25 protein-coding genes are annotated in these 23,809 nt (G+C 37.9%); 15 read left to right on the top strand and 10 right to left on the bottom strand.

Features of this window, described 5'->3' with window-relative positions; translation table 11 throughout:
• The 3 genes from BUB91_RS15150 to asnB all read right to left on the bottom strand — a co-directional run.
• The coding region (locus BUB91_RS15150; RefSeq protein ID WP_217653698.1) for a transposase at positions 1–276 on the bottom strand (276 nt) is incomplete at its 3' end.
• 94 nt (positions 277–370) lie between these two features.
• Positions 371–2,311: a DNA topoisomerase (ATP-hydrolyzing) subunit B gene (gyrB, locus tag BUB91_RS15145; RefSeq protein WP_073100125.1), complete on the bottom strand. Its 1,941-nt coding sequence runs from the start codon at positions 2,309–2,311 to the stop codon at positions 371–373.
• Positions 2,312–2,684: 373 nt separating this feature from the next.
• Complete coding sequence (asnB, locus tag BUB91_RS15140) at positions 2,685–4,367, bottom strand: asparagine synthase B (RefSeq protein ID WP_073100124.1); 1,683 nt, start codon at positions 4,365–4,367, stop codon at positions 2,685–2,687.
• Between the two features lie 254 nt (positions 4,368–4,621).
• On the opposite strand from asnB, the gene BUB91_RS15135 reads away from it, so the two are divergent.
• The gene (locus BUB91_RS15135) at positions 4,622–5,176 is read left to right on the top strand and encodes a DUF2911 domain-containing protein (RefSeq protein WP_073100123.1); all 555 of its coding nucleotides are present in this window, start codon (positions 4,622–4,624) and stop codon (positions 5,174–5,176) included.
• A gap of 52 nt (positions 5,177–5,228) precedes the next feature.
• Here the strand turns inward: BUB91_RS15135 and BUB91_RS15130 are convergent, their stop codons facing one another.
• A complete protein-coding gene (locus BUB91_RS15130) occupies positions 5,229–5,861 on the bottom strand; it encodes a 7-carboxy-7-deazaguanine synthase QueE (RefSeq protein ID WP_073100122.1) in 633 nt (210 codons plus the stop codon).
• Between the two features lie 175 nt (positions 5,862–6,036).
• On the opposite strand from BUB91_RS15130, the gene BUB91_RS15125 reads away from it, so the two are divergent.
• From BUB91_RS15125 to ppgK, 11 genes are all read left to right on the top strand, one after another.
• Complete coding sequence (locus BUB91_RS15125; protein ID WP_073100121.1) at positions 6,037–7,560, top strand: helicase HerA-like domain-containing protein; 1,524 nt, start codon at positions 6,037–6,039, stop codon at positions 7,558–7,560.
• A 26-nt stretch (positions 7,561–7,586) separates the two neighbouring features.
• Entirely contained in the window at positions 7,587–8,132 is a 546-nt protein-coding gene (locus BUB91_RS15120) for a hypothetical protein (RefSeq protein WP_073100120.1), read from the top strand.
• A 10-nt stretch (positions 8,133–8,142) separates the two neighbouring features.
• Positions 8,143–8,511 (top strand): cupin domain-containing protein, encoded by a 369-nt coding sequence (locus tag BUB91_RS15115; RefSeq protein ID WP_073100119.1) that lies wholly within the window; start codon positions 8,143–8,145, stop codon positions 8,509–8,511.
• A gap of 148 nt (positions 8,512–8,659) precedes the next feature.
• Complete coding sequence (locus tag BUB91_RS15110; RefSeq protein WP_073100118.1) at positions 8,660–8,863, top strand: hypothetical protein; 204 nt, start codon at positions 8,660–8,662, stop codon at positions 8,861–8,863.
• A 48-nt stretch (positions 8,864–8,911) separates the two neighbouring features.
• Complete coding sequence (locus tag BUB91_RS15105) at positions 8,912–9,751, top strand: alpha/beta fold hydrolase (protein WP_073100117.1); 840 nt, start codon at positions 8,912–8,914, stop codon at positions 9,749–9,751.
• Positions 9,752–9,779: 28 nt separating this feature from the next.
• A complete protein-coding gene (rluF, locus tag BUB91_RS15100; RefSeq protein WP_073100116.1) occupies positions 9,780–10,574 on the top strand; it encodes a 23S rRNA pseudouridine(2604) synthase RluF in 795 nt (264 codons plus the stop codon).
• Positions 10,575–10,710: 136 nt separating this feature from the next.
• Positions 10,711–10,956 (top strand): DUF7218 family protein, encoded by a 246-nt coding sequence (locus tag BUB91_RS15095; protein ID WP_073100115.1) that lies wholly within the window; start codon positions 10,711–10,713, stop codon positions 10,954–10,956.
• 26 nt (positions 10,957–10,982) lie between these two features.
• Positions 10,983–11,402 carry a VOC family protein gene (locus tag BUB91_RS15090; protein ID WP_073100114.1) on the top strand — a complete coding sequence of 140 codons (420 nt, stop codon included), beginning with the start codon at positions 10,983–10,985 and terminating at the stop codon, positions 11,400–11,402.
• The gene (locus BUB91_RS15085; RefSeq protein WP_073100113.1) at positions 11,402–12,460 is read left to right on the top strand and encodes an AI-2E family transporter; all 1,059 of its coding nucleotides are present in this window, start codon (positions 11,402–11,404) and stop codon (positions 12,458–12,460) included. Before BUB91_RS15090 ends, BUB91_RS15085 begins: the two co-directional genes overlap by 1 nt.
• On the top strand, positions 12,435–12,914 hold the full coding sequence (locus BUB91_RS15080; RefSeq protein WP_073100112.1) for a thiol-disulfide oxidoreductase DCC family protein: 480 nt from the start codon (positions 12,435–12,437) through the stop codon (positions 12,912–12,914). The genes BUB91_RS15085 and BUB91_RS15080 overlap by 26 nt, the downstream gene beginning before the upstream one ends.
• 80 nt (positions 12,915–12,994) lie before the next feature.
• Positions 12,995–13,735, top strand: coding sequence for a polyphosphate--glucose phosphotransferase (ppgK, locus tag BUB91_RS15075; RefSeq protein ID WP_073100111.1), 741 nt, complete (start codon positions 12,995–12,997; stop codon positions 13,733–13,735).
• A 26-nt stretch (positions 13,736–13,761) separates the two neighbouring features.
• Here ppgK and folD read toward each other — a convergent pair whose 3' ends face one another.
• The 3 genes from folD to argS all read right to left on the bottom strand — a co-directional run bounded on the left by folD (position 13,762) and on the right by argS (position 18,092).
• On the bottom strand, positions 13,762–14,649 hold the full coding sequence (folD, locus tag BUB91_RS15070) for a bifunctional methylenetetrahydrofolate dehydrogenase/methenyltetrahydrofolate cyclohydrolase FolD (protein WP_073100110.1): 888 nt from the start codon (positions 14,647–14,649) through the stop codon (positions 13,762–13,764).
• Positions 14,650–14,769: 120 nt separating this feature from the next.
• Positions 14,770–16,098: a signal recognition particle protein gene (ffh, locus tag BUB91_RS15065; protein WP_073100109.1), complete on the bottom strand. Its 1,329-nt coding sequence runs from the start codon at positions 16,096–16,098 to the stop codon at positions 14,770–14,772.
• 218 nt (positions 16,099–16,316) lie between these two features.
• Positions 16,317–18,092 (bottom strand): arginine--tRNA ligase, encoded by a 1,776-nt coding sequence (argS, locus tag BUB91_RS15060; protein ID WP_073100108.1) that lies wholly within the window; start codon positions 18,090–18,092, stop codon positions 16,317–16,319.
• A 113-nt stretch (positions 18,093–18,205) separates the two neighbouring features.
• Between argS and BUB91_RS15055 the strand changes: the two genes are divergently transcribed.
• Positions 18,206–18,637: a hypothetical protein gene (locus BUB91_RS15055; protein WP_073100128.1), complete on the top strand. Its 432-nt coding sequence runs from the start codon at positions 18,206–18,208 to the stop codon at positions 18,635–18,637.
• Here BUB91_RS15055 and BUB91_RS15050 read toward each other — a convergent pair.
• Entirely contained in the window at positions 18,634–18,825 is a 192-nt protein-coding gene (locus tag BUB91_RS15050; RefSeq protein WP_254796109.1) for a hypothetical protein, read from the bottom strand. The genes BUB91_RS15055 and BUB91_RS15050 overlap by 4 nt on opposite strands.
• A gap of 104 nt (positions 18,826–18,929) precedes the next feature.
• On the opposite strand from BUB91_RS15050, the gene BUB91_RS15045 reads away from it, so the two are divergent.
• Together BUB91_RS15045 and BUB91_RS15040 are read left to right on the top strand one after the other, a co-directional pair.
• Positions 18,930–20,384, top strand: a complete 1,455-nt coding sequence (locus BUB91_RS15045; protein ID WP_073100106.1) for an SDR family oxidoreductase — start codon at positions 18,930–18,932, stop codon at positions 20,382–20,384.
• Positions 20,369–21,886 carry a BCCT family transporter gene (locus BUB91_RS15040; protein ID WP_317041352.1) on the top strand — a complete coding sequence of 506 codons (1,518 nt, stop codon included), beginning with the start codon at positions 20,369–20,371 and terminating at the stop codon, positions 21,884–21,886. Before BUB91_RS15045 ends, BUB91_RS15040 begins: the two co-directional genes overlap by 16 nt.
• On the opposite strand, the gene ctlX is transcribed toward BUB91_RS15040, so the two are convergent.
• Both ctlX and BUB91_RS15030 read right to left on the bottom strand, forming a co-directional pair.
• A complete protein-coding gene (gene ctlX / locus BUB91_RS15035) occupies positions 21,883–22,818 on the bottom strand; it encodes a citrulline utilization hydrolase CtlX (protein WP_073100104.1) in 936 nt (311 codons plus the stop codon). The two genes, BUB91_RS15040 and ctlX, sit on opposite strands and share 4 nt — an antisense overlap.
• Positions 22,819–22,872: 54 nt before the next feature.
• Positions 22,873–23,787 (bottom strand): dimethylarginine dimethylaminohydrolase family protein, encoded by a 915-nt coding sequence (locus BUB91_RS15030; protein WP_073100103.1) that lies wholly within the window; start codon positions 23,785–23,787, stop codon positions 22,873–22,875.
• Between the last annotated feature and the right edge of the window lie 22 nt (positions 23,788–23,809).

Genomic DNA, 23,809 nt, shown 5'->3' with positions numbered 1-23,809 from the left:
AAAATGGATATTCTCTCCAAGGGCCTGCTCTATCTTGCGGGAGGAATACAGGTTGCGAAGGTAAGCATAGATCAGTATCTTAAGCAGTGCACGGGGATGATAGCTTGATGTACCACCGCCTTTATAAGTGACCTCAATGGAACTTATATCGATCCGGTTGACAATCGCATTTACTATACGTACAGGATGGTTCTGCGGTACAAAATCATCATAACTAGGCGGAAGCAGGCTCAACTGAGACTGATGGTCGGTCTTCCAAACAGGTTTTGCTTTCATACCATGAAAGTAAAACATATTCAGAATAAATCCATAAAAAAAAGAGGCTGTCTTGACTTTTTAGACAGCCTCTTTTTATTCTATTTATCATTAATTATGCATCAATATTAGCATAAACTGCATTTTTCTCAATAAATTCTCTACGCGGCGGCACCTCATCCCCCATTAACATAGAAAAAATACGATCTGCCTCTGTACCATTATCTATAGTTACCTGACGTAGTGTTCTAAATTCAGGATTCATTGTGGTATCCCACAATTGCTCTGCATTCATCTCACCAAGACCCTTATAACGCTGCACACCAGCGCTTCCACCCATTTGCTCGTTATATTCATCACGCTCCTTCTCACTCCAAGCATAACGCATTTTCTTACCCTTTTTGAGTAAGTAAAGTGGAGGTGTAGCAATATAAACGTGCCCACCTTCAACTAACTCACGCATATAACGGAAGAAGAATGTTAGAATTAACGTTGCAATGTGGCTACCATCTACATCGGCATCACACATAATCACGATTTTGTGATAACGTAATTTCGAAAGATTCAAGGCTTTACTATCTTCTTCAGTACCTATAGTAACACCTAAAGCCGTAAAAATATTCTTGATTTCTTCGTTTTCAAAAACCTTATGTTGCATTGCTTTTTCAACATTCAAGATTTTTCCGCGTAGTGGAAGAATTGCTTGAAAGTTACGGTCACGACCCATTTTTGCAGTTCCACCTGCAGAGTCTCCCTCTACTAAGAACACTTCACAAGCCTGAGGATCTGTCTCAGAACAGTCGGCTAGTTTTCCAGGCAAACCACCTATACTCATAACCGTCTTACGCTGTACCATCTCACGTGCCTTCTTAGCTGCATGACGTGCTTGAGCAGCAAGAATCACTTTTTGTACAATGATTTTTGCATCATCAGGATGCTCTTCAAGGTATATTTCTACCATTTCAGAAACTGCCTGCGAAACCGCAGAAGTTACTTCACGGTTACCTAATTTTGTTTTAGTCTGACCTTCAAATTGAGGCTCTGCCACTTTAACCGAAATAATTGCTGTCAGACCTTCTCTAAAGTCATCTCCAGCAATCTCAAATTTCAGTTTATCTAACATTCCAGAAGCATCTGCATATTTCTTAAGCGAGCTTGTTAAACCCCGTCTAAAACCCGCAAGATGAGTCCCTCCTTCATGAGTATTAATATTGTTTACATAAGAATGCAAGTTCTCTGCATAACTGTCGTTGTAAATCATTGCGACTTCTACAGGAATATCATTCTTCTCCCCTTCCATAGATATAACATCTCCAATAATTGGCTGACGATTACCATCCATAAAACGAACAAATTCTTTCAATCCTTCATCAGAATGAAAAGTTTCAACAGGAAACTCTCCTTTTTCATCTTTCTGACGCTTATCCATCAAAGTAATGGTGATTCCTTTATTCAGATAAGAAAGTTCACGCATACGACTAGCTAGCGTATCGTAATTAAATTCTGTAGTCTGCTGAAATATGGTAGGATCTGGCAGGAAAGTCACCGCAGTACCGCGGTCATCTGTATCACCAATTCCTTTAACAGGATACATGGCTTTACCCTTCTCATACTCCTGTTCCCAAATTTTACCATCCCGGTAAACCGTAGCTCTCAAGTGATCTGAGAGTGCGTTAACACAACTAACACCCACACCGTGTAAACCACCGGAAACTTTATAGGAATCTTTATCAAATTTACCACCGGCACCAATTTTGGTCATTACAACCTGAAGTGCAGAAACACCTTCTTTCTTGTGTAAATCCACCGGAATACCCCGACCGTTATCTTTTACAGAAATCGAGTTATTTTCATTTATAATCACATCTATGGCGTCACAATGACCTGCCATAGCCTCATCTATAGAGTTGTCAACAACTTCATAAACCAGATGATGCAAACCACGCACTCCTACATCCCCAATATACATCGATGGACGCATACGCACGTGCTCCATTCCTTCCAGCGCCTGAATGCTGTCTGCCGAATATTGCTTATTATTGGCTTCTTCGCTCATATATCTTTATTAAGTTAATTTTCTGTTTTTATTATCTAGAACCTCTGCAATTATCAGAAAGTTTAGACGTGAATGCTTTAAAAATTGAAACTATAATTTTCAACCTAAAACTATTTGCTAGACAAAGCGAATGCTTTAAACCTAAACCCTATAAATAAAGTTTAAAACCTTACTTACAGCTAGCTAACAAATATAAAAAAAGGCTACGCGATAATATGTCAAAAGCCGCGCCAAACACGTGAAGTTATCAACAAATTGTGAAAAAAATACATTCGAATTTTAGTATTCTAAGGAATGCTTGTGATTAGCTATTAAAACTAAAAAACGCCTTCTTTTTGAGGAGGCGTTTTTTAAACAAACTATGTAAAGTGGATTATGCCAATTCTTTCTTTTTATAAGCATCACTGTGCACGTTTGCCACAGCTCTACCAGATGGATCATTCATGTTTTTAAATGCCTCATCCCACTCTAAAGCAATCTTAGTACTACACGCTACTGACGCTTCCTGAGGAACACTCATTGCTGCTGCGTCACTTGGGAAATGCTCAGCAAAAATACTTCTGTAATAGTATTCCTCTTTGTTACCCGGTGTTTGGATTGGAAATTTATATTTAGCATTAGCTAGTTGCTCATCACTAACTTTCTCGTCAACCATTTCTTTTAAGGTATCAATCCAGCTATAACCTACACCATCAGAAAACTGTTCTTTTTGTCTCCAGGCAACACTCTCCGGTAAATACGATTCAAATGCTTTACGCAGCACCCATTTCTCCATACGCTCCCCATTGATCATTTTATCTTGTGGGTTAATGCGCATCGCTACATCCATAAATTCTTTATCTAAGAATGGAACACGACCTTCAATACCCCATGCAGCAAGAGATTTATTTGCTCTTAAGCAATCATACATATGCAGTTTGCTCAGTTTACGCACAGTTTCCTCATGGAATTCTTTAGCATCAGGTGCCTTGTGAAAATAAAGATATCCTCCAAAAACCTCATCTGCTCCTTCTCCGGAAAGAACCATTTTTACACCCATAGACTTGATTACACGAGCCATCAAATACATAGGAGTCGAAGCTCTAATCGTAGTGATATCGTAAGTCTCTAAGTTATAGATCACATCTTTAATCGCATCCAGACCTTCCTGAATTGTGAATTTAATCTCGTGATGCACCGTTCCGATATGATCTGCAACTTTTTGTGCTGCAGCTAAATCTGGAGAGCCTTCTAAACCTACAGAGAATGAGTGCAGCCTTGGCCACCAAGCTCCGTCTGTATCTCCAGACTCAATACGTTTTTCAGCATATTTTTTTGCTACTGCAGAAGTAATAGAAGAATCTAAACCTCCTGAAAGCAACACCCCATAAGGTACATCAGACATTAACTGACGATGAACTGCCGCTTCTAAAGCATCTCTCAATTTATCAATGCTAGTTTCATTATCCTTAACTGCATCATACTCCATCCAGTCACGCTCATACCATCTTCTTAACTCTCCTTCTGCACTGTGTAAATAGTGTCCCGGAGGAAATAATTCAATTTTAGTACAAGTTCCTTCTAAAGCTTTCAATTCTGAAGCCACATAGAAAGTTCCGTGCTGATCCCAACCCATATAAAGCGGAATAATACCCATATGATCACGAGCTACGAAATACTCATCTTTCTCAGAATCGTATAATGAAAATGCAAAAATTCCGTTCAATTTATCTAAGAAAGCAGGACCCTCTTCTTGATAAAGTGCTAATATCACTTCACAATCAGACTGTGTTTTAAAATCATATTTTCCTTTTAATTGCTTGCGTAATTCCTGATGATTATAAATCTCACCATTCGCCGCAAGAATTAATTTTCCGTCAGGGCTTAACAAAGGTTGTTTCCCTGATGCAGGGTCAACTATAGATAAACGCTCGTGAGCGAGAATAGCTTTCTCGTCGCTATAAACACCATTCCAGTCTGGACCACGGTGACGTATTTTTTTTGACATTTCTAAAAGCTGTGGTCTTAAGACATCAGCTGGTTGCTTCAATTCGTAGGCACATACTATCCCGCACATAATCGTATTGTTTTAATTTGTTGGCTCAAAGATGCAACACACATTCCAATTCACAAACAAAAAATGAATATATGCTTACAAATTGAAACTTTACATTTTCAATTACTATAAATACAAAACTTGATGAATATCCTTTTTAGTCTTTCAATTTATAACTGCAAACTTCTATCATTTTAATAAAGCCTTAACAACTGTAGGTTTTGCAGCATTGTACATTTGTATAAAATTTTGACTTTCAACAATTAAAAATATTTATGAAAACTCTAGTAATTAAAAGCATTCTGGTAGCTACCTTAGTTTTTGGCAGCACAGCAAACGCACAAAAATTTAGCGAGCTGGATAAAAGTCCATTAGATATCGCAATGTTTCGCGGTCAGGATAAAGCTCCTCGAGTACGTGTTATCTACAGTAGACCTCAGAAAAAAGGACGCGACGTTTTTGCTGAAGAAGATGGAATGGAAAAATATGGTGAGGTTTGGAGAACCGGAGCTAACGAGTCTACCGAAATTAAATTCTATAAAGAAATGATGGTAGGTGACACCAAAGTACCTGCCGGAACTTATACATTATTTACAATTCCTACTGAAGATGAGTGGACGGTAATCCTTAACAAAGACCTAGACACTTGGGGTGCTTACGGATATAAAGAGGAACGCGACTTGGTACGTTTTAAAATACCAGCACATAAAACAGCCGCCCCCATTGAGGCATTCTCAATTTCATTTCAACCTACAGAAAATGGATCTGATATGTTCTTAGGATGGGATGATTTATATATTCAAGTTCCAATCGAAGAAGTTGAAATGTAATTTTCATCATCTATTAAACAAAAAGGGCTTCCATTCTGGAAGCCTCTTTTGTTTAAGGTATATTTAGGTATTTATGTGTTTGCAAGCTAACTTTCCATTTTGGATTTGCCATAACATACTCTACTATAAATGGAGTCATTTTTTCTCGCACACTCCATTCTGGCTGTAAAAATAATTCGCACTTACCATTCACTTTTTCGGCATGTTCTTCCGCGAAAGCGAAGTCATTTTTATTATAAATGATCACTTTTAGTTCGTGAGCCTCCTCATAAATGCGAGGCTTTGGTAACATTCGTTTCTTAGGAGAAAGACAAATCCAATCCCAATGACCAGATAATTCATAAGCACCAGAAGTCTCAATATGCACGTTTAAGCCTTCGGCTTTAAGCATACGAGTGAGGTGATTCATATCCCACATTAACGGTTCACCACCTGTGATCACAATAGTTTTACTGTATTTTTTCGCATTAGCTACAATCGCCGCTGCTTCTGTAGGAGGATGTATCGCCGCATCCCAGCTTTCTTTAACATCACACCAGTGACAGCCTACATCACAACCACCTACTCTAATAAAATATGCAGGAGTACCAGTATGAGCACCCTCACCTTGTATGGTATAAAATTCTTCCATTAACGGAAGTAATTCACCGAGCTCTACCCGGTTTGCTATTGCCTCTTTTGTCATAGAGCGCAAAGATACACCGCAATGAAATCGTTGCCAAAGCTTAGCTATCTTATTTTCTTCTGAAGAAATAGGAATATATCAAGTAAACGCAGAATATTAATATTGAAGAAAGAATAGTTTTATCAACTGGTTGCTTTTTGGCATTAATCCTTATTTTTAGTCTAAATTTTCACTGATGAATCAAACTGAAGCATTTAAAGATCTTATTATACAAGGCAACACCTTTAAAGGAGAAAGTATCACCGTAGGAGCTGCTATGTTAGAGGGTCAAACCATTACCGGTGCATACGTAAAAATTCCATTGAAAACGATGAACCGCCACGGTCTTATTGCCGGGGCAACCGGTACGGGTAAAACCAAAACGCTACAAGTTCTGGCCGAGAATCTTTCAGAAAAAGGAGTTCCGGTTCTGCTTATGGATATGAAAGGTGATCTTAGCGGTATCGCAAAAGCAAGTGAAGGCCATGCTAAAATTGATGAACGTCACGAGAAAATAGGATTACCCTTTGAAGCCAAAGACTTTCCTGTAGAATTACTTACACTTTCTGAGCAAAATGGAGTGCGGCTGCGTGCTACTGTGAGTGAATTTGGCCCCGTTTTATTCTCTCGTATTCTTGATGCAACAGATGCACAAGCCGGTATTATTGCCATACTTTTTAAATATTGTGATGACAAAAGCTTGCCACTATTGGATTTAAAAGACTTTAAAAAAGTTTTACAATACGCAACCGATGAAGGTAAGGAAGAAATTCAGGATTTGTACGGAAGAATTTCTACAGCTTCTGCGGGTTCTATTTTGCGAAAAATCGTTCAGCTTGAACAGCAGGGTGCAGATATCTTTTTTGGTGAAAAATCTTTTGACGTAGATGATCTTTTACGCTTAGATGATAATGGAAGAGGAAAAATAAATATCATTCGGTTAACAGATATTCAAGATAGACCTAAACTGTTTTCGACATTTATGCTGAGCCTTCTTGCCGAAATTTACAGTACATTCCCAGAGCAAGGTGACAGCGATCAACCAGAACTGGTAATCTTTATAGACGAAGCGCATCTTATTTTTAAAGAAGCTTCAAAAGCATTACACAGTCAGATTGAAAGTATTGTAAAATTGATTCGTTCTAAAGGTGTAGGTCTTTATTTTGTAACTCAAAATCCCACTGATGTTCCCGAAGGAGTCTTGAGTCAGTTGGGTTTAAAAATTCAACATGCATTGAGAGCCTTCACCGCAAAAGACCGAAAGGCTATAAAGTTAACAGCAGAAAACTATCCGGATTCTGACTATTACGACACAAAGGAAGTACTAACCAGCTTGGGTACCGGGGAAGCTTTGGTTTCTGCATTAGACGAAAAAGGTCGTCCCACTCCGCTAGCTGCAACCATGATGCGCGCGCCAATGTCCCGTATGGATATCTTAACAGATGATGAGATTGAAGAAATAAATCGTAAATCTGCACTCGCTCCCAAATATAGTGACGGTATAGATCGGGAGAGCGCTTATGAATTACTCAATGCAAAAATCAAAAAAGCAGAGAGTGAAGAAGCCAAAGAAAAAGCGCAAGAAGAGCGTGCAACAGTTAAAAGAAATTCTCGTACTTCTTCGCGTAGTAGCTCTAGAGAAAAAGCTATTATTAAAGTACTCACCAGCGCTACGGTAATACGCGGTGTTCTGGGTATTTTAGGGAAACTAATCAAATAAAAAACAGACTTAATTCAAAACTCTATATGAAACGTATTTTATTCATTGCCCTTATTGCAAGCATAGCGCTTAACTCTTGTAACAGTGATAACGCTTTTAAAGTTACCACAGACCAAGTAGGCCCATTAACAAAAAAAACACAAGTTGACGAACTTAAAACCTTATTTAGTAAAGACAGTGTTGTAGACCAAAACTCAGGCTTAAGTGAAGAGCTTAATGTAAATGCTATTGAAATTTATGAGAAAGGCGGCGAGCAATTACTAAGCCTTATGCCTATAAAAGAAGGCACTCCAAAAACCATTAAAACGATTCAGATTTTTGATGCACGTTATACTACCGAAGAAGGCATCAACCTCAACAGTACTTTTAAAGATATTACAGACGCTTACGAAGTTTCACGTGTTGAAACTTTAATTAGCAGTATTGTTATTTTTGTAGATGAGATCAATGCATATTTTACCATAGATCGCGACGAACTTCCCGGAGAACTTAAATTCAATATGGATGCTAAGGTTTCTACTGCGGAAATACCCAGCGATGCGAAGATCAAATATTTTATGATAGGCTGGTAAACCCAATGTGATGTCTGATAAAAAATTTCACATACAGAAAGAGCCTTTTGTAATTTCTACTGATGACGGTAAATATATTGGTGAACACTTCGGTAATGCCAGTGATGGTAATTCTGAAATCAGTATTGCCCATATGGTTGCACCAGCACATTGGAGCGAACCTTTTCAAACACCTGAATTTGATGAGTACACTTTTATTTTTGAAGGTAAAAAGCAGTTTTTAATTGATGAAGAAAAGATTATTCTAGAGGCCGGACAGTCAATTAAGATTGCTGCAGGAACACGCGTTCAGTACAGCAATCCTTTTAACAAACCGTGTACTTATATCTCGATTTGCAAGCCTGCTTTTGATTTTAATAAGGTGAATAGAGAAGAATAGCTAAACCCACTTACAGTGCACAAAGCTCTGTAAATCAAATTCTAATTCGTAAATAATTATTAATTCTTACCTAAAAACACGTTAATCTAAAACCTAGCTTGAGTCTATAGCTGTACTTTTAAAATCTAACCTAATACGTTATACAATTATGATTAAGATTTTAGCACTAGTGATGGTAATAGGAGGAGCAATCTCGCTTGTAATAGGAATTATGGGGGTTTTTGGAAGTATGAGTACAGGCGTTAGCCCTTGGGCATTAGCAATATTGGGCGGTATTTTTTTCCTTTCTGGTATATCACTATTAAAATATCGAAAAGACACAGATGTTATTGATGCCGAAAATAAAAATTAGGCCATACATAACCCGTATATTTGACCCTCTCAAAAAGAGGGTTTTTTTATGAATAAAATTGTCAAAAAAATTCTTCCGAAAGCGATTGGTTCATACATCAACGCACTTGCTTTAGTAAGTCCTAAAGCTTCGGCAAAAAAAGCTTTTAAAGTTTTTAGCAAACCCAGACGCGGTAGAATTGGACCACATCACGAAGGCTTTTTAAAACCAAATCTTGAACCTCAGGTCACAGTAGAAGAACATACAATACAACCCTATAAATGGCCGGGCAAAGGCAAAACCATAGTGCTGGTTCATGGCTGGGAAAGTCATACACACCGTTGGAAAGATATGATTCACCGGTTTCAAAAAGAAGATTACAACATCATCGCCTTTGACGCGCCGGCGCACGGTTACAGTAGCGGTAAATACTTTTATGTGCCGCTTTATCACAAGGCGCTAAGCGTTATCTTAAATGCTTATCAGCCAGATTACCTCATCGGTCATTCTATGGGTGGGATGACGGTTTTATACAATCAGTCACAGCCAGATACTTTTAAAACTGAAAAGCTGGTCGTTCTAGGAGCGCCAGATAAACTAGAAAGTATTTTGAAAGATTACCAGAAACTTTTAGGTCTAAACAGTCGCGCATTAAAAGCATTGGATAATTTTTTCCTGAACAAATTCAATTTTAAAACTGTTGAGTTTTCTTCTTCCGCTTTCGCGAAAAAAATAACCGTGCCTACGCTAGTTGTTCACGATAAAGATGACATCATTACTCCGGCTTCTGGCTCACACGCCATTCATTCAGAATTAAAAAAATCTGAATTTATAGAGACTGAAGGGCTTAACCATTCGCTTTATGATAATGAGGTAAACGAAAAAATCGTAAATTTTTTAAAAGAGTAAGAAATCATTCTTATTTAAATCAAACACTATGTCAGAAATTCCTTTAACTCGAATTAATAAGTTTCTAAGCGAAGTAGGTTTTTGTTCACGCCGGGAGGCAGACAAACTTATTGATGCAGGTCGTATTACAATTAACGGAAGCGTACCGGAAATGGGCACTAAAGTGAGTGCAGCAGATGAAATACGAGTTGACGGAAAATTAGTAGGCGAAGCAAAAGATCCACCTGTTTACTTAATGTTTAACAAACCTGTTGGTATAGTTTGTACTACAGACACGCGGGTAGAAAAAGACAATATCATTGACTACATCAACTATCCTACTCGCGTTTTTCCGGTAGGAAGACTTGATAAAGCCAGTGAAGGCCTAATCTTTTTGACCAATGATGGCGACATTGTTAATAAAATTCTACGTGCTCGTAATAATCACGATAAAGAATATATTGTTGAAGTGGATAAACCCATCACCGCTTCTTTTGTAAAGAGTATGGCTGGTGGTGTTCCTATTCTAGACACCATTACCCGAAAATGTGAAGTAGAACAACTGGGCAAAAAACGCTTCAAAATTATCTTAACGCAAGGTCTCAATCGCCAGATTAGACGTATGTGCGAGCATCTGGGCTATAATGTAACGAGATTGAAAAGAGTACGGATTATGAATATCAATCTGGATGTTAGTGTGGGAAAATATCGCCAGTTCACCAAAGAAGAATTGAAACAACTCAACGCATTACTTTCAGAAAGCAGCGGTGAATTTGATCCTAATACAGAGCCTGGAAAAAGGCCTATTGTAAAACCTTCAGGTCCCAGACGCAGAAGAATGTAAAGCTTCCTGCTAAATCAGAAATCATTTCACTTCACCACACCATAAAATGCAGTAATCATTAAACCTGTGTTAAGGAGTATGCCTAACTGAATAATTCCTTTTATTTTTAAATAGCATTTATTTAGATTTAAAAATTATGGTAGACAAGATTCCTTCGGTTAAAAATGAAGAGCAATACGAAGCTTTGCGCGATCAAGGTTACAGCAAAGAAAAGTCTGCTCGTATTGCAAACACTCCCGATGCCGGTAAAAAAGGTGGTGAAGCTGAAAGATATGAAGATCGCACAAAGAAAGACCTTTACCAGCAAGCTAAAAAAATAGGAATTGACGGCAGATCTAAAATGAGTAAAAAAGAACTCATCGAAGCTTTACGCAATAACTAACACAAACTAACCGATCTATTACGCTTATGCCTTCACCTTTTCACTTAGCTATTCCCGTTGACGACGTAGCCAAAGCTCGTAAGTTTTATAGAGACACCTTAGAACTTTCTGAAGGTCGCAGCAGTGAGCAGTGGGTAGATTTTAATTTTTTTGGACATCAACTGGTTATACACTATAAACCAAAGGAAGAAAAAGCATCTGTACATCACAATGCTGTAGACGGCAAAGAAGTCCCGGTTCCTCACTTTGGGGTAGTTCTGGAATGGAATGATTTTCAGGTTTTTGCCAAAAAACTAAAATCTAAAAATATAGAATTTATCATTGAGCCTTATATTCGGTTTGAAGGGCTTCCCGGCGAACAAGCAACTATGTTCTTTTACGATCCTTGTGGCAATGCACTAGAGTTTAAAAGTTTTAAAGATATATCTCAACTATTTGCAAAATAATGAATAAACTAAAACCTGAATTGGTACGCCAGCTGTTCTTGATTATTTTAATACTCTTTCTCTTTGTATTAATTGTAGAAGAAATGACTCCTTATTTATCTGGTGTTTTAGGCGCAATCACCTTGTATGTTCTCCTACGCAAATTTGTAAAATGGCTAGTAGATAGAGGCTGGAAGTTAGGACTTGCAGCCGGGACAGGTATGTTGGCTTCTTTTCTTGTCATCCTGGTACCTATAGGGCTCACCGTGATGATGCTGACTAATAAAATTGGTAAGGCTGTTAAAAATTCTGAACGCGTTGTTGAAGTTGTAAAACAACAAATAGGGGTTTGGGAGGCTGATTTAGGTTTTAAAGTAAGTGAGTCTATAGATACTAATTCTATTACAAGCTGGGTTTCTACCAATCTTCAAAATTTTGCCGGCGGTACGTTTAATGTGTTTATCGCAATAGGGATTATGTATTTTATTTTGTACTACATGCTGGTCAACAATGATACAATGCATAAATCGCTTTATGCTTTTATTCCGCTTAATAAAGAAAATATCACACGCATAGGTCACGAGAGTGTTGCTATGGTAAAGAGCAATGCTTTAGGAATACCTCTGGTTGCATTGGCTCAAGGTATTGTAGCCTTGATAGGCTTTTTCATCTTTGGTGTACCAGATCCTTTTTTCTGGTTTGTAATTACTGCCATTGGTAGTATGATTCCATTTGTGGGTACTTTATTGGGTATTGTTCCCGTTGTAATTCTTATGGTTGCCAGCGGAAACAACCTTCAAGCTGTAGGTATTGCAATTTATGGCCTTGTGGTAGTCGGTTCTACAGATAATTTAATACGCCTCTATGTATTAGAGCGTCTAGCTAACGTGCACCCTTTAGTAACCCTTATTGGTGTAATTGTTGGAGTCCCTTTATTTGGATTTATAGGACTCATATTTGGTCCCTTACTCATTAGTTTATTCTTGCTTATTGTAAAAATCTATAAGCATGAGTATGGTGATCAGAATATAGAATTTGATGATCTAGCTCCCGATGTTTCAGAAGATACTCAAGACTAAATATCCACCTAAATATAAACCTGTTCTCATTTGGGATGGTCATTGCGGCTTCTGCAAATTCTGGATAACCCGATGGAAGGCTAAAACCGGTGATGCTCTAGAATTCAAAACTTTTCAGGAAACATCGCAACAGTATAAAGATTTTCCTCTAAAGGAATTTAAAAAAGCAAGCCGACTTATAGAACCTAACGGAAATGTATTTAGCGGTCCTGATTCTGCATATCGCTGTTATGATTATGCAGAGCGGAAGAGTTACCCGTATCACAGGTGGTACACTTCTAATAAGATATTTAGATCACTAAGTGATAAATCCTACAATTATATCGCAAAGCATCGTCCCGCGATGTTGCAACTCACCAAAATACTATTCGGCAATAACCCGTTAAGCCTAAAACCGTATTGGCTGCTGTATATTCTTGGAATTATACTATTATTTTTTATGGTTTTTCAATAAATTGCCCCTTAGCATTACCAGCTACTCAAAAATCAAATATAATTTTTGAGTACTTTATAATTTAGACCAAACAATATTTTATGCAAATACTAGGAGTTGACGTAGGTGGTTCAGGGATAAAAGGTGTTCCAGTTAATCTAGATAAAGAAGAATACTTAGGTGAACGTTTTAGACTAGACACTCCTGTTCCCCGTGACCCCAAAGCTATGGTTAACACTATTGCCGATGTTGTAACACATTGGGATTGGAAAGGCCCTGTAGGCATTGGTTTCCCAACTGTTATTCATAAAGGAAAAGCTCTTGAATATGGAAACTTGGATAAATCCTGGTTAGGAATTCAGGTTGATGATATGATTTCTCAAAAAATAGGATTACCGGTAAATGTGATGAATGATGCTGATGCAGCCGGACTTGCCGAAATGGAATTTGGCGTAGGTAAAGGCGTTGATGGCCTCGTGATCGTTGTTACCGTAGGAACCGGTATAGGAAGTGGTGTTTTCTTTAATGGCGCACTAATTCCCAACTTTGAATTAGGGCAAATGCATTATAAAAAGAAAAAAACTATAGAAGAATATGCATCCAGACGAGTAAGGCTCGATAATGATATGAGCTTTAAAAAGTGGGGCAAACGCTTCAACAAATTTATACAGATGGTAAGCACCATCTCTCAGCCCGAATTGATAATCATAGGTGGTGGTGCGAGTAAAAATCTGGATGAATATATTAAATACTTAAAAACCGATATCCCTATTATGGCTGCACATACGCGCAATCACGCCGGCATTATTGGCGCGGCTTTAGGTGCTAAACACTTATTATAAGATTTTATACTTAAAACTTCAGATTCTTAAGATTGAAGTTCGTTGTGTCTTGCTCTGGCTAGCAACGTATTTTTCAACAGCATTGCAATGGTCATTGGCCCTACACCTCCAGGAACAGGAGTAATGAAAGATGCTTTTTTACTTACCGCTTCAAAATCTACATCACCGGTAATTCTATAACCGCGTTCTTTAGTTTCATCAGGAACACGTGTGATCCCTACATCAATAATGGTAACATTGTCTTTTACCATATCAGCTTTCAAAAATTCTGGAACCCCTAAAGCAGTAATGATTATATCCGCTTGTTTGGTTAGTTCTTCAAGGTTTTTTGTTCGACTATGTGTCAACGTTACCGTGCTGTCTCCAGGGTTACCTTTTTGAGACATCAAGATACTCATTGGGCGACCTACGATATGACTGCGACCTATTACTACAGTATGTTTACCTGAAGTTTCTACGTCATAACGCTTAAGCAATTCCATAATTCCAAAAGGCGTAGCAGGAATAAAAACCGGCATATCCTGAGCCATTTTCCCAAAATTTGTAGGATGGAAACCATCTACATCTTTATCAGGATCAACAGCCAATAATACTTTCTGAGAATCTATATGCTTCGGTAACGGAAGCTGAACAATATACCCGTCTATTTCAGAGTCTTTATTCAACTTATCTATTTGATTGAGCAACTCTTCTTCGGTAGTTTCTTCCGGCAACTGAATCAAAGTAGACTCAAAACCTATGCGCTCACAAGCACGAACTTTACTTCCTACATAAGTTAAACTTGCACCATCACTACCTACCAAAACTGCAGCTAAATGAGGAACTTTTTCGCCTCTCGCTTTCATAGCTTTTACTTCTTCGGCGATCTCATTTTTTAAATCGTTACTGGTTTTTTTTCCGTCTAAGATTGTCATACTCTATATAGTTGGCAGTATCAGCTGGCAGTTTTCAGTTACAACCAAACCTTCCTGGATTATTGATCATATAATTTAATAGTCTCCCTACTTAATGAGACCGAAAATTGCTAACTAGTTCTATCGCATATTATTCATCATCTGCATCATTTTGGCTCCACCTCCACCCTGCATCATTTTCATCATCTTACTCATCTGATTGAATTGTTTCAGCAACTGGTTTACTTCTTGAACCGAAGTTCCAGACCCTTTGCTGATACGTTTTTTACGACTGCTGTTTATGATTGAAGGCTGCGTACGCTCATCTGGAGTCATACTGTGAATAATTGCTTCAATTCCTTTAAAAGCATCATCATCTATATCAAGACCTTTAAGCGCTTTACCGGCACCAGGAATCATCCCAATCAAGTCTTTCATATTACCCATTTTCTTGATCTGCTGTATTTGCTTTAAGAAATCATCAAAACCAAATTGGTTCTTTGCAATTTTCTTTTGCAGCTTACGCGCTTCTTCTTCGTCAAATTGTTCCTGAGCACGCTCCACAAGAGACACCACATCTCCCATCCCCAGAATACGGTCTGCCATACGAGAAGGATAGAAAACATCTATTGCTTCCATCTTCTCACCGGTACCGATGAATTTGATAGGCTTATCTACAACCGTCCTAATAGAAAGTGCCGCACCACCGCGCGTATCACCATCTAATTTGGTTAAGATTACCCCATCAAAATTAAGAATATCATTAAAAGCTTTTGCTGTATTTACAGCATCCTGACCTGTCATAGAATCTACAACAAACAAAGTTTCCTGAGGCTCAATTGCTTTGTGTATCGCAGCAATCTCGTTCATCATCGCCTGATCAACTGCAAGACGACCCGCGGTATCAATGATCACTACATTAAATCCATTTGCTTTTGCGTGTGCAATTGCAGCTTCAGAGATTTTTACAGGATCTTTTTCTTCTTTATTAGAATAAACCTCAACTCCTATCTGATCACCCACAACGTGAAGCTGATCTATCGCCGCAGGACGATACACGTCACAGGCAACAAGAAGCGGTTTTTTTGTCTTCTTAGTCTTAAGGAAATTAGCCAGTTTACCCGAAAATGTAGTCTTACCACTACCCTGCAAACCAGACATCAAAATCACTGAAGGGTTTCCAGAAAGGTTAAGACCTTCTGCCTCGCCACCCATCAATTCGGTAAGTTCGTCTTTCACCAATTTGGTCATCAACTGACCCGGTTTTAACGCCGTCAAAACATCTTGACCCAGCGCTTTTTCTTTAACCGTGCTGGTAAAATCTTTGGCTATTTTATAATTAACATCTGCATCAACAAGCGCACGACGTATCTCTTTAAGGGTTTCGGCAACATTAACTTCTGTAATCTGACCGTGCCCCTTAAGCACGTGCATCGCCTTATCTAACTTATCACTTAAATTATCAAACATAGATCTTATAATAAACAGCCCCGTGAATCAATCGCGAGGGATTTTGTTTTCTCTTAATTTACCAGGCTCATGACCTGAATTGATTTTCCACTTTATGGATTCAAGGTTGCAAATTTAATGATTTGAATACAAGAATAATAGTTTCAAATAAGAAGATATTCATTTAACCTAATTTAGGTCAGATTATAATTTTCTTCTTTTAAACCTGTACCTAAAAATTACATACGTTCCGGAACCTGAATTCCTAATAAAGCAAATGCAGATGCTATAATATCTCCCACTTTTTTAGATAGCGCTACACGGAAACTTTTCTCTTCTTCTGTCTCTGCGCCTAATATCGAAACCTGCTGATAGAATGAGTTGAACTCCTTTACCAGATCATAGGTATAATTTGCAATCAATGCCGGACTTTGATTTTCTGCTGCTAACTGAACCGTTTCAGGATAAAGAGCAACTTGCTTGATCAACTCCTTTTCTCTAGGATGCAATTCTTTATGCGGAACGCTTTCAGGCACACCGGTATCTGCCGCCTTTCTCAAAATAGATTGAATACGTGCATACGTATATTGAATAAATGGTCCCGTATTCCCCTGAAAATCTACAGACTCTTCAGGATTGAACAGAATGCGTTTTTTAGGATCTACTTTTAAAATATAATATTTCAAAGCTCCAAGTCCGATGATTTTATACAACTCTTGCTTTTCTGCTTCGCTATAACCGTCAAGCTTACCAAGTTCTTTTGCGATGTTTCCGGCTGTAGTAGCCATCTCTTCAATAAGATCATCAGCATCAACCACAGTACCCTCACGGCTTTTCATTTTTCCGCTAGGTAAATCTACCATACCATAACTCAGGTGATACAGATTTTCTGCCCAGTCGTAGCCTAGTTTTTTCAGAATCAAAAACAAAACTTTAAAATGATAATCTTGCTCGTTTCCTACCGTATAAATCATTCCGCCTACATCTGGATGATCTTTCACACGCTGAATCGCGGTACCAATATCCTGAGTCATATAAACAGCCGTACCGTCACTACGCAAAACGATCTTTTCGTCAAGACCATCTGCCGTTAGATCACACCAAACAGAACCGTCTTCCTTCTTATAAAAAACACCTTTTTTAAGGCCTTCTTCGATGTTGTCTTTTCCTAATAAATAGGTATTGCTCTCGTAATAATAGCTATCAAAATCAACCCCCAAACTTTTATAAGTTTGTTCAAACCCCTCATAAACCCAGCTGTTCATTTTTTCCCAAAGCGCCACCACTTCTGCATCACCTGCTTCCCACTTGCGCAACATATCCTGCGCTTCTAAGATCAACGGAGCTTCTTTTTCTGCTGCTTCTTTAGTTTTACCCTGCGCAATTAAATACGACTGCTCCTCTTTATACGCCTTATCAAACTTCACATAATAGTTCCCTACTAGTTTATCGCCTTTCAATCCGGTAGACTCGGGAGTTTCATCTTTTCCAAACTTTTTCCACGCCAGCATACTTTTACAAATATGGATTCCGCGGTCGTTGATGATTTGGGTTTTATATACTTTTTTACCAGAAGCCTTTAAAATTTCAGCAACTGAATATCCTAATAAATTGTTACGCACATGCCCTAAGTGCAAAGGTTTATTGGTATTTGGCGAAGAATACTCAACCATAATCGCTTTACCTGATTCCGGCTCGTGACCAAAGTTTTCTTGTGTACGAATACGCTCAAAAAAATCAAGATAAAAAGAGTCTGCTATAACCAGATTTAAAAAACCCTTTACCACATTAAAATCTGAAATTTCAGCAAGGTTTTCTTTCACATAAGCCCCTATTTGCTCTCCTATCACAGCGGGATTACCTTTGGCAACGCGCAGAATCGGAAAAACAACAACCGTAAGATCACCTTCAAAATCCTTGCGAGTTGACTGAATTTCAACGCTTTCTAATTCGGCATTAAAAATACTTTGCACCGCATCTTTTACGGCTTGTGTAAGTTTATCTGATAAATTCATGAGTGCTTTTTCTGAAGGCGCAAAGATACGTAAAACCTAGCGTTGACAAAGCTAAAATACCACAGAGGCTTCAAAATTGATTTTTGATAAAAAGTTTATCTTTAAAAGAAAAAATGCTGCTGAATGTCTCTTACAATAATCTTGAAGTTAAACGGAAAATAGACACCCAAGTCGGCCCGCCCTTTACCATACGTGAACGTCTGAAAATGAAAGGTATTGGTTCTTCAAAACTCTTTATCACCAGTGCCTCTATAGAAATTCACAACCTGCTTATCCTTGACAGTTACATCAATACCTGTAATATAGAAATGCGCCCTAACGGAATTATTGTGGGTTTTAGATCTCTTTTGGAGTCTTATGCACTAATCATCCCCTACTACAAATTGAGTCTCTATAAAGGTAAAGCCGAAGAATACAGCATTTTCCGGGATCATTATTTTATAAAAATTAGAGCAAAAGCTAACGATAAAGCGACCCATAAATTCATTAAAAAAATAATGGATTATAAAGCTGAAAATCTACCCTTAGGCCCCGAAGGTCTTTAAGTGCGTTTGTAAAAACTTGCTATAAGTGCAACCACGCCAAGACCTATTAAAAGTAAAGATTCTGTTGTGAGTCCTTCTTTTGCACGAACACTAAGACCTGCAAAGTCTACTACTTTTTGCGGCACAAAAACTTGATATATACCAAGACTTATTAAAACCACTCCTACAACTAGAGTTATTGTGCGCATTGTTTTATTCATAGCATTTCAACATTTAAAAGGTATAAGTTAATCCTTTAGTATTTGTTTTACCTAAAAAATCTTTCAAATGGCTATCTTTAAAGAAAAGCGCTATGAAAATATTATTAACCGGAGCTAACGGGTATATTGGTATGCGGCTGCTTCCTCTCCTTCTGGAGCAAGAACACGAAGTAATTTGTGCTGTGCGGGACTCTAAACGCCTTTCGGTAAGTTCTAAAATACGAGAGAAAATACAAATTGTAGAAATTGATTTTCTTACAGAGCCAGAGACTTCCAAGCTGCCTAAAGATTTGGATGCTGCCTATTATCTAATCCATTCTATGACTTCTTCTACTTCTGACTTTGATGAGAAAGAAGAACTTTCTGCTAAAAATTTCAACAAATACCTTGCTAAAACCAATTGCGAACAGGTCATTTATTTAAGCGGAATTGTAAATGAAGAAAATTTAAGCAAACACTTAAGTTCACGCAAAAAGGTTGAAGACACCCTCTACCAAGGAACGTTTAATCTTACTGTTTTACGAGCGGCAATTATTGTAGGTTCTGGCAGTTCTTCTTTTGAGATCATTAGAGATTTATGCGAAAAACTACCCATTATGATTACTCCGAAATGGGTGAAAACAAGATGTCAACCCATTGCGATACGCAATGTGCTGCAATACCTTAGCGGTGTTTTAGGAAATGAAAAATGCTATAATGAATCCTTTGATATAGGCGGCCCAGACATCTTATCCTATAAGCAAATGATGTTGCTATACGCAAAAGTGCGAGAACTTTCGCTCACGATTATTGATGTTCCGGTAATGACGCCTAAAGTTTCTTCATATTGGCTTTATTTTGTTACTTCCACAAGCTATAAACTGGCTTTGAATCTCGTGGACAGCATGCGTATTGAAGTTATAAGCAAAGACACGCGCTTACAGAAAATGCTTCAGGTAAAGCCCATAAATTATATGGATGCAATACGTCTGGCTTTTGAAAAAATAGAACAAAATCAGGTCGTTTCTAGTTGGAAAGATTCTATGGTGAGCGGTCGGTTTAGAAAAGACCTCAACCACTATATCAAAGTGCCAGAATATGGTTGTCTTAAAGACAGACAAACCATCAAACTCGAAAATCCGGAGCAGGCTTTAGAAAACATCTGGTCCATCGGCGGAAAACGCGGCTGGTATTATGCCAATACGCTGTGGAAAATTCGTGGTTTTATGGATAAAGTTGCCGGCGGTGTTGGACTCAGACGTGGCCGTACGCACGACAACGAGTTATATGAAGGTGATTCTCTTGATTTTTGGCGCGTCTTACTTGCCGATAAAGAAGAAAAAAGACTGCTATTATTTGCTGAAATGAAAGTACCCGGAGAAGCCTGGTTAGATTGGGAAATAGACGACAATAATGCTTTGCATCAAACCGCAACCTTTAGACCTCGCGGGCTTTGGGGAAGATTATATTGGTTTAGTATGTTGCCGTTTCATTATTTTATTTTCGGCGGAATGATTCGTAATATCGCTCGTTATAAACCTAAAGAAAGAAAATTATTAAACACCTAAATTTTTTTAAAAAGAATCATCTCCTTTTTATTTCAGGAGCGATACTGTTAAGTATCTCTGCACTATTTTATGTCTTTACCGCAGAAAGTTATCAGATCATTGAAGCGCTTTCAATATGGGTTAGAGAATGGTTTGGCCAGTTTTATTTAGTACTCGGTCTTTTTTCCGTTTTGCTTCTTGTTGTTGTTGCATTTTCAAAATGGGGATTTTACAAATTAGGAAAAGCAAATGAGAAACCAGCTTTCTCTAATATCGCCTGGATCTCGATGTTGTACAGCGCTGGTATGGGTGCAGGTATTTTACTACGAGCGGTACAAGAACCAGTTTTTATGCAGCAAAACCCACCGATTCAAAACAATGCTTCCGCAGAAATTAAAGCGCTAGAATTCACATTTTACCAATGGGGGGTTACAGCTTGGGCGTTCTACACACTTTTTGCGCTCGCAATAGGCACCGTAGCTTTTAAGTACGGAAGGCCATTAATCACAAGCAGTACCGTTTTTGACACCAAAAAATATTCTTCAAAAAATAGATTTAAATATCTGGGAATTGCGCTAACAGATCTTTTAACAATTCTTACTACAGTTTTTGGACTCGTAGCTGCTGTAGCTCTTGGCGCCAGTCAAATTAAAGGTGGCTTGGATCATTTATTGGGGCTGACTTTAAATGCAAATTACAGTATTGCACTGATACTCTTTATTGGCTTTTTGGCGTTACTTTCCGCATTAAGTGGAGTAGAAAAAGGAATAAAAATAATATCCACTGCAAATATTTACCTGACACTTGCCTTACTGATTTTTGTATTTCTACAAACAGATATGCTTTTAATACTGAAGCAATATGCTCATGCATTGTATAGGTATCTTATAGACTTTATACCTATGAGCTTAGCGCTGGGAGCTTTTGATCCCGGTAAAAAATTCCTTACTGACTGGACCTATTATTATTGGGCGTTTTGGTTGGCTTGGGCTCCCTTCACCGGATTATTCATTGCCCGAATCTCAAGAGGAAGAACTATCAGAGAGATTATACTTGGAGTTTTACTTATACCCTCTCTGGGCAGTTTCTTTTGGTTTACCGTTTTTGGGCAATCTGCTTTTGAAATGATTAATGCCGCAGGAGAATACAAAGGGGAATTTGACAATGTTTTTACTTCGCTATTTATATTTCTTTCTCACTATCCTGCTCAAAGTATTGTAAACACAATTGTTGTGATTTTATTAGTAAGCTTTTTAGTTACATCTCTAGATTCGGCGATCTTGGTTTTGAGCATGTTTACTTCAAAAAATACTGACACCCCTTCTAAAAAACATCGAATAGTCTGGAGCACATTACTTACAATTTGTGCAATTGGAATAGTGCTGCTAAGTTTTGCCAAAAAAGAAGAAGATGTTTTGAGCGCTGTTCAGAAGCTCTTAATCATCACCTCGCTACCGCTAAGCTTCTTTATGATCGTGATGAGTTTTAAATGGATTCAAAATCTCAATAAAAAAGAATGCTAATTGGCTTTAGGGAGAAAAATCTCCGCCATCATACAACGGGCACTTCCACCACCACAGGTTTCGATGGTTTCCAGATCACTGCTTAAAATATCACAGTATTTAGTAATAGCTTCTATCTGGTTTTCTTTTAAAGCATTGTGTGCGCTGGCACTCATTACTAAATACTTTTTTCCAGCATTATTTTTTACCTGAAGCATATTACCTGCAAACTGATGCATTTGCTTTTCTGAAATTGCTATCACTTCTTTGCCTGATTCTTTCAACTGTTTAACAACAAGTTTACGCTCCTTCTTATCATCTATACTTTCCAGACAAATTACCGCAAACTCCTCTGCAATACACATCATCACATTGGTGTGATAAATAGGCAAACGTTTACTTGCTACAGACTGATATGCTGTAAAAATCACCGGTAGGTACCCAAAGTCTTCGCAAAATTCAACAAACAAATCTTCATCTGCACGAGCCGAAAGTGCGCAGTACGCTTTTTCATTTTCCCTATCTAAAATAATACTCCCAGTTCCTTCTAAGAAGACACCTTCCTCCTCTGCCTCAGTATAATCAACAACATTTTTGATTTCAAAACCAGAATCTTCAAGCAACTCAAAGAACTCGTTCCTGCGCTCTCTCCTTCGGTTTTCGGCATACATAGGGTAGACTCCAACATCTCCATTTGCGTGAGTACTCACCCAATTATTAGGAAAAATTGAATCTGGTGTATCCAGTTCTTTTTTATCCTGAAGTACCAAAACTCCAACATCAGCAGCTTTTAATTTATCTACAAACGCATCAAATTCTTGCTGAGCCTTAAGGTTAATTTCCTCATTTTTTAAGGAAACATCTTCCTGAAAATAATTATTTACAGCGGTTTGCTCATTCATTCTAAATGCAGCAGGGCGCACCATCAATACAGTATCTGTAACTTGTTTCATAAGGATTTTTTGAAATTGAATAGAAAAGAAAAACTTCAGTATTGAATTGTTGAACTACTCACGTACAAGCGGTAAAGTACTGCAACGCAATAAGCCTTCTTGCTTTGAGATTTCAGCATAAGGTACTTCTTCTACAGTAATTCCTTTACTTCGCAACCACGTATTTAAACGCGTAAAATTTCTTTCAGAAATCACAACATCAGGCGAAATGGAAAAGATATTAGAATTCATACTAAACATCTCTTCTGAAGTGATCTCAAAAATATTTTCAGAACCAAAATGATCTACAAGCCATTGATATTCTTCTTCTTCAAGAAAACCATTTTTATGCAGAATAGCATATTTATTTCCTACCGGCTGAAAACAGCAATCTAAATGCAAAGCATTTTCATACGGATTTGTATTCGATTTTCTCAAATTGAAAGATTTCACCTGTTTTTCTGGAAATGCTTGCTGAAGATGCTCTACTGCTAACATATTTGTACGCGCAATTATATAATCAGAATAATCAGAACCGCGGTAAACACCCACAAAAATGTAATTCCCAAAAGGCATCACATCGCCTCCTTCTATATGCGCTTCTTCAGGAAATCTTATAATTTTTTCCGGATCAATCTGAGTCAGCACGTGCTCTATCGCTTCAATTTCCTGCTCACGATCTGGTAATATATTGGCTTTTATAAAAATATCATCAATAACAAAACCAATATCTCTCGTAAAAATCTGATTGTAATTTTCAATCAATTTTGGTCTGAAAACCTGAACACCATATTTATTAAAAACTGCTTCAACTGCTTCCATCTCTACAATCATATCCTCTTCTTTGGGATAAGTATTTGCCTTGATGTGTAATAAAGATTTAGGATCATAAGCCTCTTCTACAGCAGGAATACCGCCGTTAGTTTTTGCTATTCCTAAAATCACAGACCGAAGTCGTGAGGTCTCATCGTTAATATTCAGCTTTATCATAAAAATTGAAGTTATCGCAAAT

This window comes from Leeuwenhoekiella marinoflava DSM 3653, assembly GCF_900129005.1.
GTDB lineage: Bacteria > Bacteroidota > Bacteroidia > Flavobacteriales > Flavobacteriaceae > Leeuwenhoekiella > Leeuwenhoekiella marinoflava.
This window is presented reverse-complemented; position numbering and strand designations above follow the sequence as displayed.

Coding starts and splice junctions, on each gene's coding strand:
- gyrB (WP_073100125.1), bottom strand. CDS start 2,311: ATGAGCGAAGAAGCCAATAATAAGCAATATTCGGCAGACAGCATTCAG.
- asnB (WP_073100124.1), bottom strand. CDS start 4,367: ATGTGCGGGATAGTATGTGCCTACGAATTGAAGCAACCAGCTGATGTC.
- BUB91_RS15135 (WP_073100123.1), top strand. CDS start 4,622: ATGAAAACTCTAGTAATTAAAAGCATTCTGGTAGCTACCTTAGTTTTT.
- BUB91_RS15130 (WP_073100122.1), bottom strand. CDS start 5,861: ATGACAAAAGAGGCAATAGCAAACCGGGTAGAGCTCGGTGAATTACTT.
- BUB91_RS15125 (WP_073100121.1), top strand. CDS start 6,037: ATGAATCAAACTGAAGCATTTAAAGATCTTATTATACAAGGCAACACC.
- BUB91_RS15120 (WP_073100120.1), top strand. CDS start 7,587: ATGAAACGTATTTTATTCATTGCCCTTATTGCAAGCATAGCGCTTAAC.
- BUB91_RS15115 (WP_073100119.1), top strand. CDS start 8,143: ATGTCTGATAAAAAATTTCACATACAGAAAGAGCCTTTTGTAATTTCT.
- BUB91_RS15110 (WP_073100118.1), top strand. CDS start 8,660: ATGATTAAGATTTTAGCACTAGTGATGGTAATAGGAGGAGCAATCTCG.
- BUB91_RS15105 (WP_073100117.1), top strand. CDS start 8,912: ATGAATAAAATTGTCAAAAAAATTCTTCCGAAAGCGATTGGTTCATAC.
- rluF (WP_073100116.1), top strand. CDS start 9,780: ATGTCAGAAATTCCTTTAACTCGAATTAATAAGTTTCTAAGCGAAGTA.
- BUB91_RS15095 (WP_073100115.1), top strand. CDS start 10,711: ATGGTAGACAAGATTCCTTCGGTTAAAAATGAAGAGCAATACGAAGCT.
- BUB91_RS15090 (WP_073100114.1), top strand. CDS start 10,983: ATGCCTTCACCTTTTCACTTAGCTATTCCCGTTGACGACGTAGCCAAA.
- BUB91_RS15085 (WP_073100113.1), top strand. CDS start 11,402: ATGAATAAACTAAAACCTGAATTGGTACGCCAGCTGTTCTTGATTATT.
- BUB91_RS15080 (WP_073100112.1), top strand. CDS start 12,435: ATGTTTCAGAAGATACTCAAGACTAAATATCCACCTAAATATAAACCT.
- ppgK (WP_073100111.1), top strand. CDS start 12,995: ATGCAAATACTAGGAGTTGACGTAGGTGGTTCAGGGATAAAAGGTGTT.
- folD (WP_073100110.1), bottom strand. CDS start 14,649: ATGACAATCTTAGACGGAAAAAAAACCAGTAACGATTTAAAAAATGAG.
- ffh (WP_073100109.1), bottom strand. CDS start 16,098: ATGTTTGATAATTTAAGTGATAAGTTAGATAAGGCGATGCACGTGCTT.
- argS (WP_073100108.1), bottom strand. CDS start 18,092: ATGAATTTATCAGATAAACTTACACAAGCCGTAAAAGATGCGGTGCAA.
- BUB91_RS15055 (WP_073100128.1), top strand. CDS start 18,206: ATGCTGCTGAATGTCTCTTACAATAATCTTGAAGTTAAACGGAAAATA.
- BUB91_RS15050 (WP_254796109.1), bottom strand. CDS start 18,825: ATGCGCACAATAACTCTAGTTGTAGGAGTGGTTTTAATAAGTCTTGGT.
- BUB91_RS15045 (WP_073100106.1), top strand. CDS start 18,930: ATGAAAATATTATTAACCGGAGCTAACGGGTATATTGGTATGCGGCTG.
- ctlX (WP_073100104.1), bottom strand. CDS start 22,818: ATGAAACAAGTTACAGATACTGTATTGATGGTGCGCCCTGCTGCATTT.
- BUB91_RS15030 (WP_073100103.1), bottom strand. CDS start 23,787: ATGATAAAGCTGAATATTAACGATGAGACCTCACGACTTCGGTCTGTG.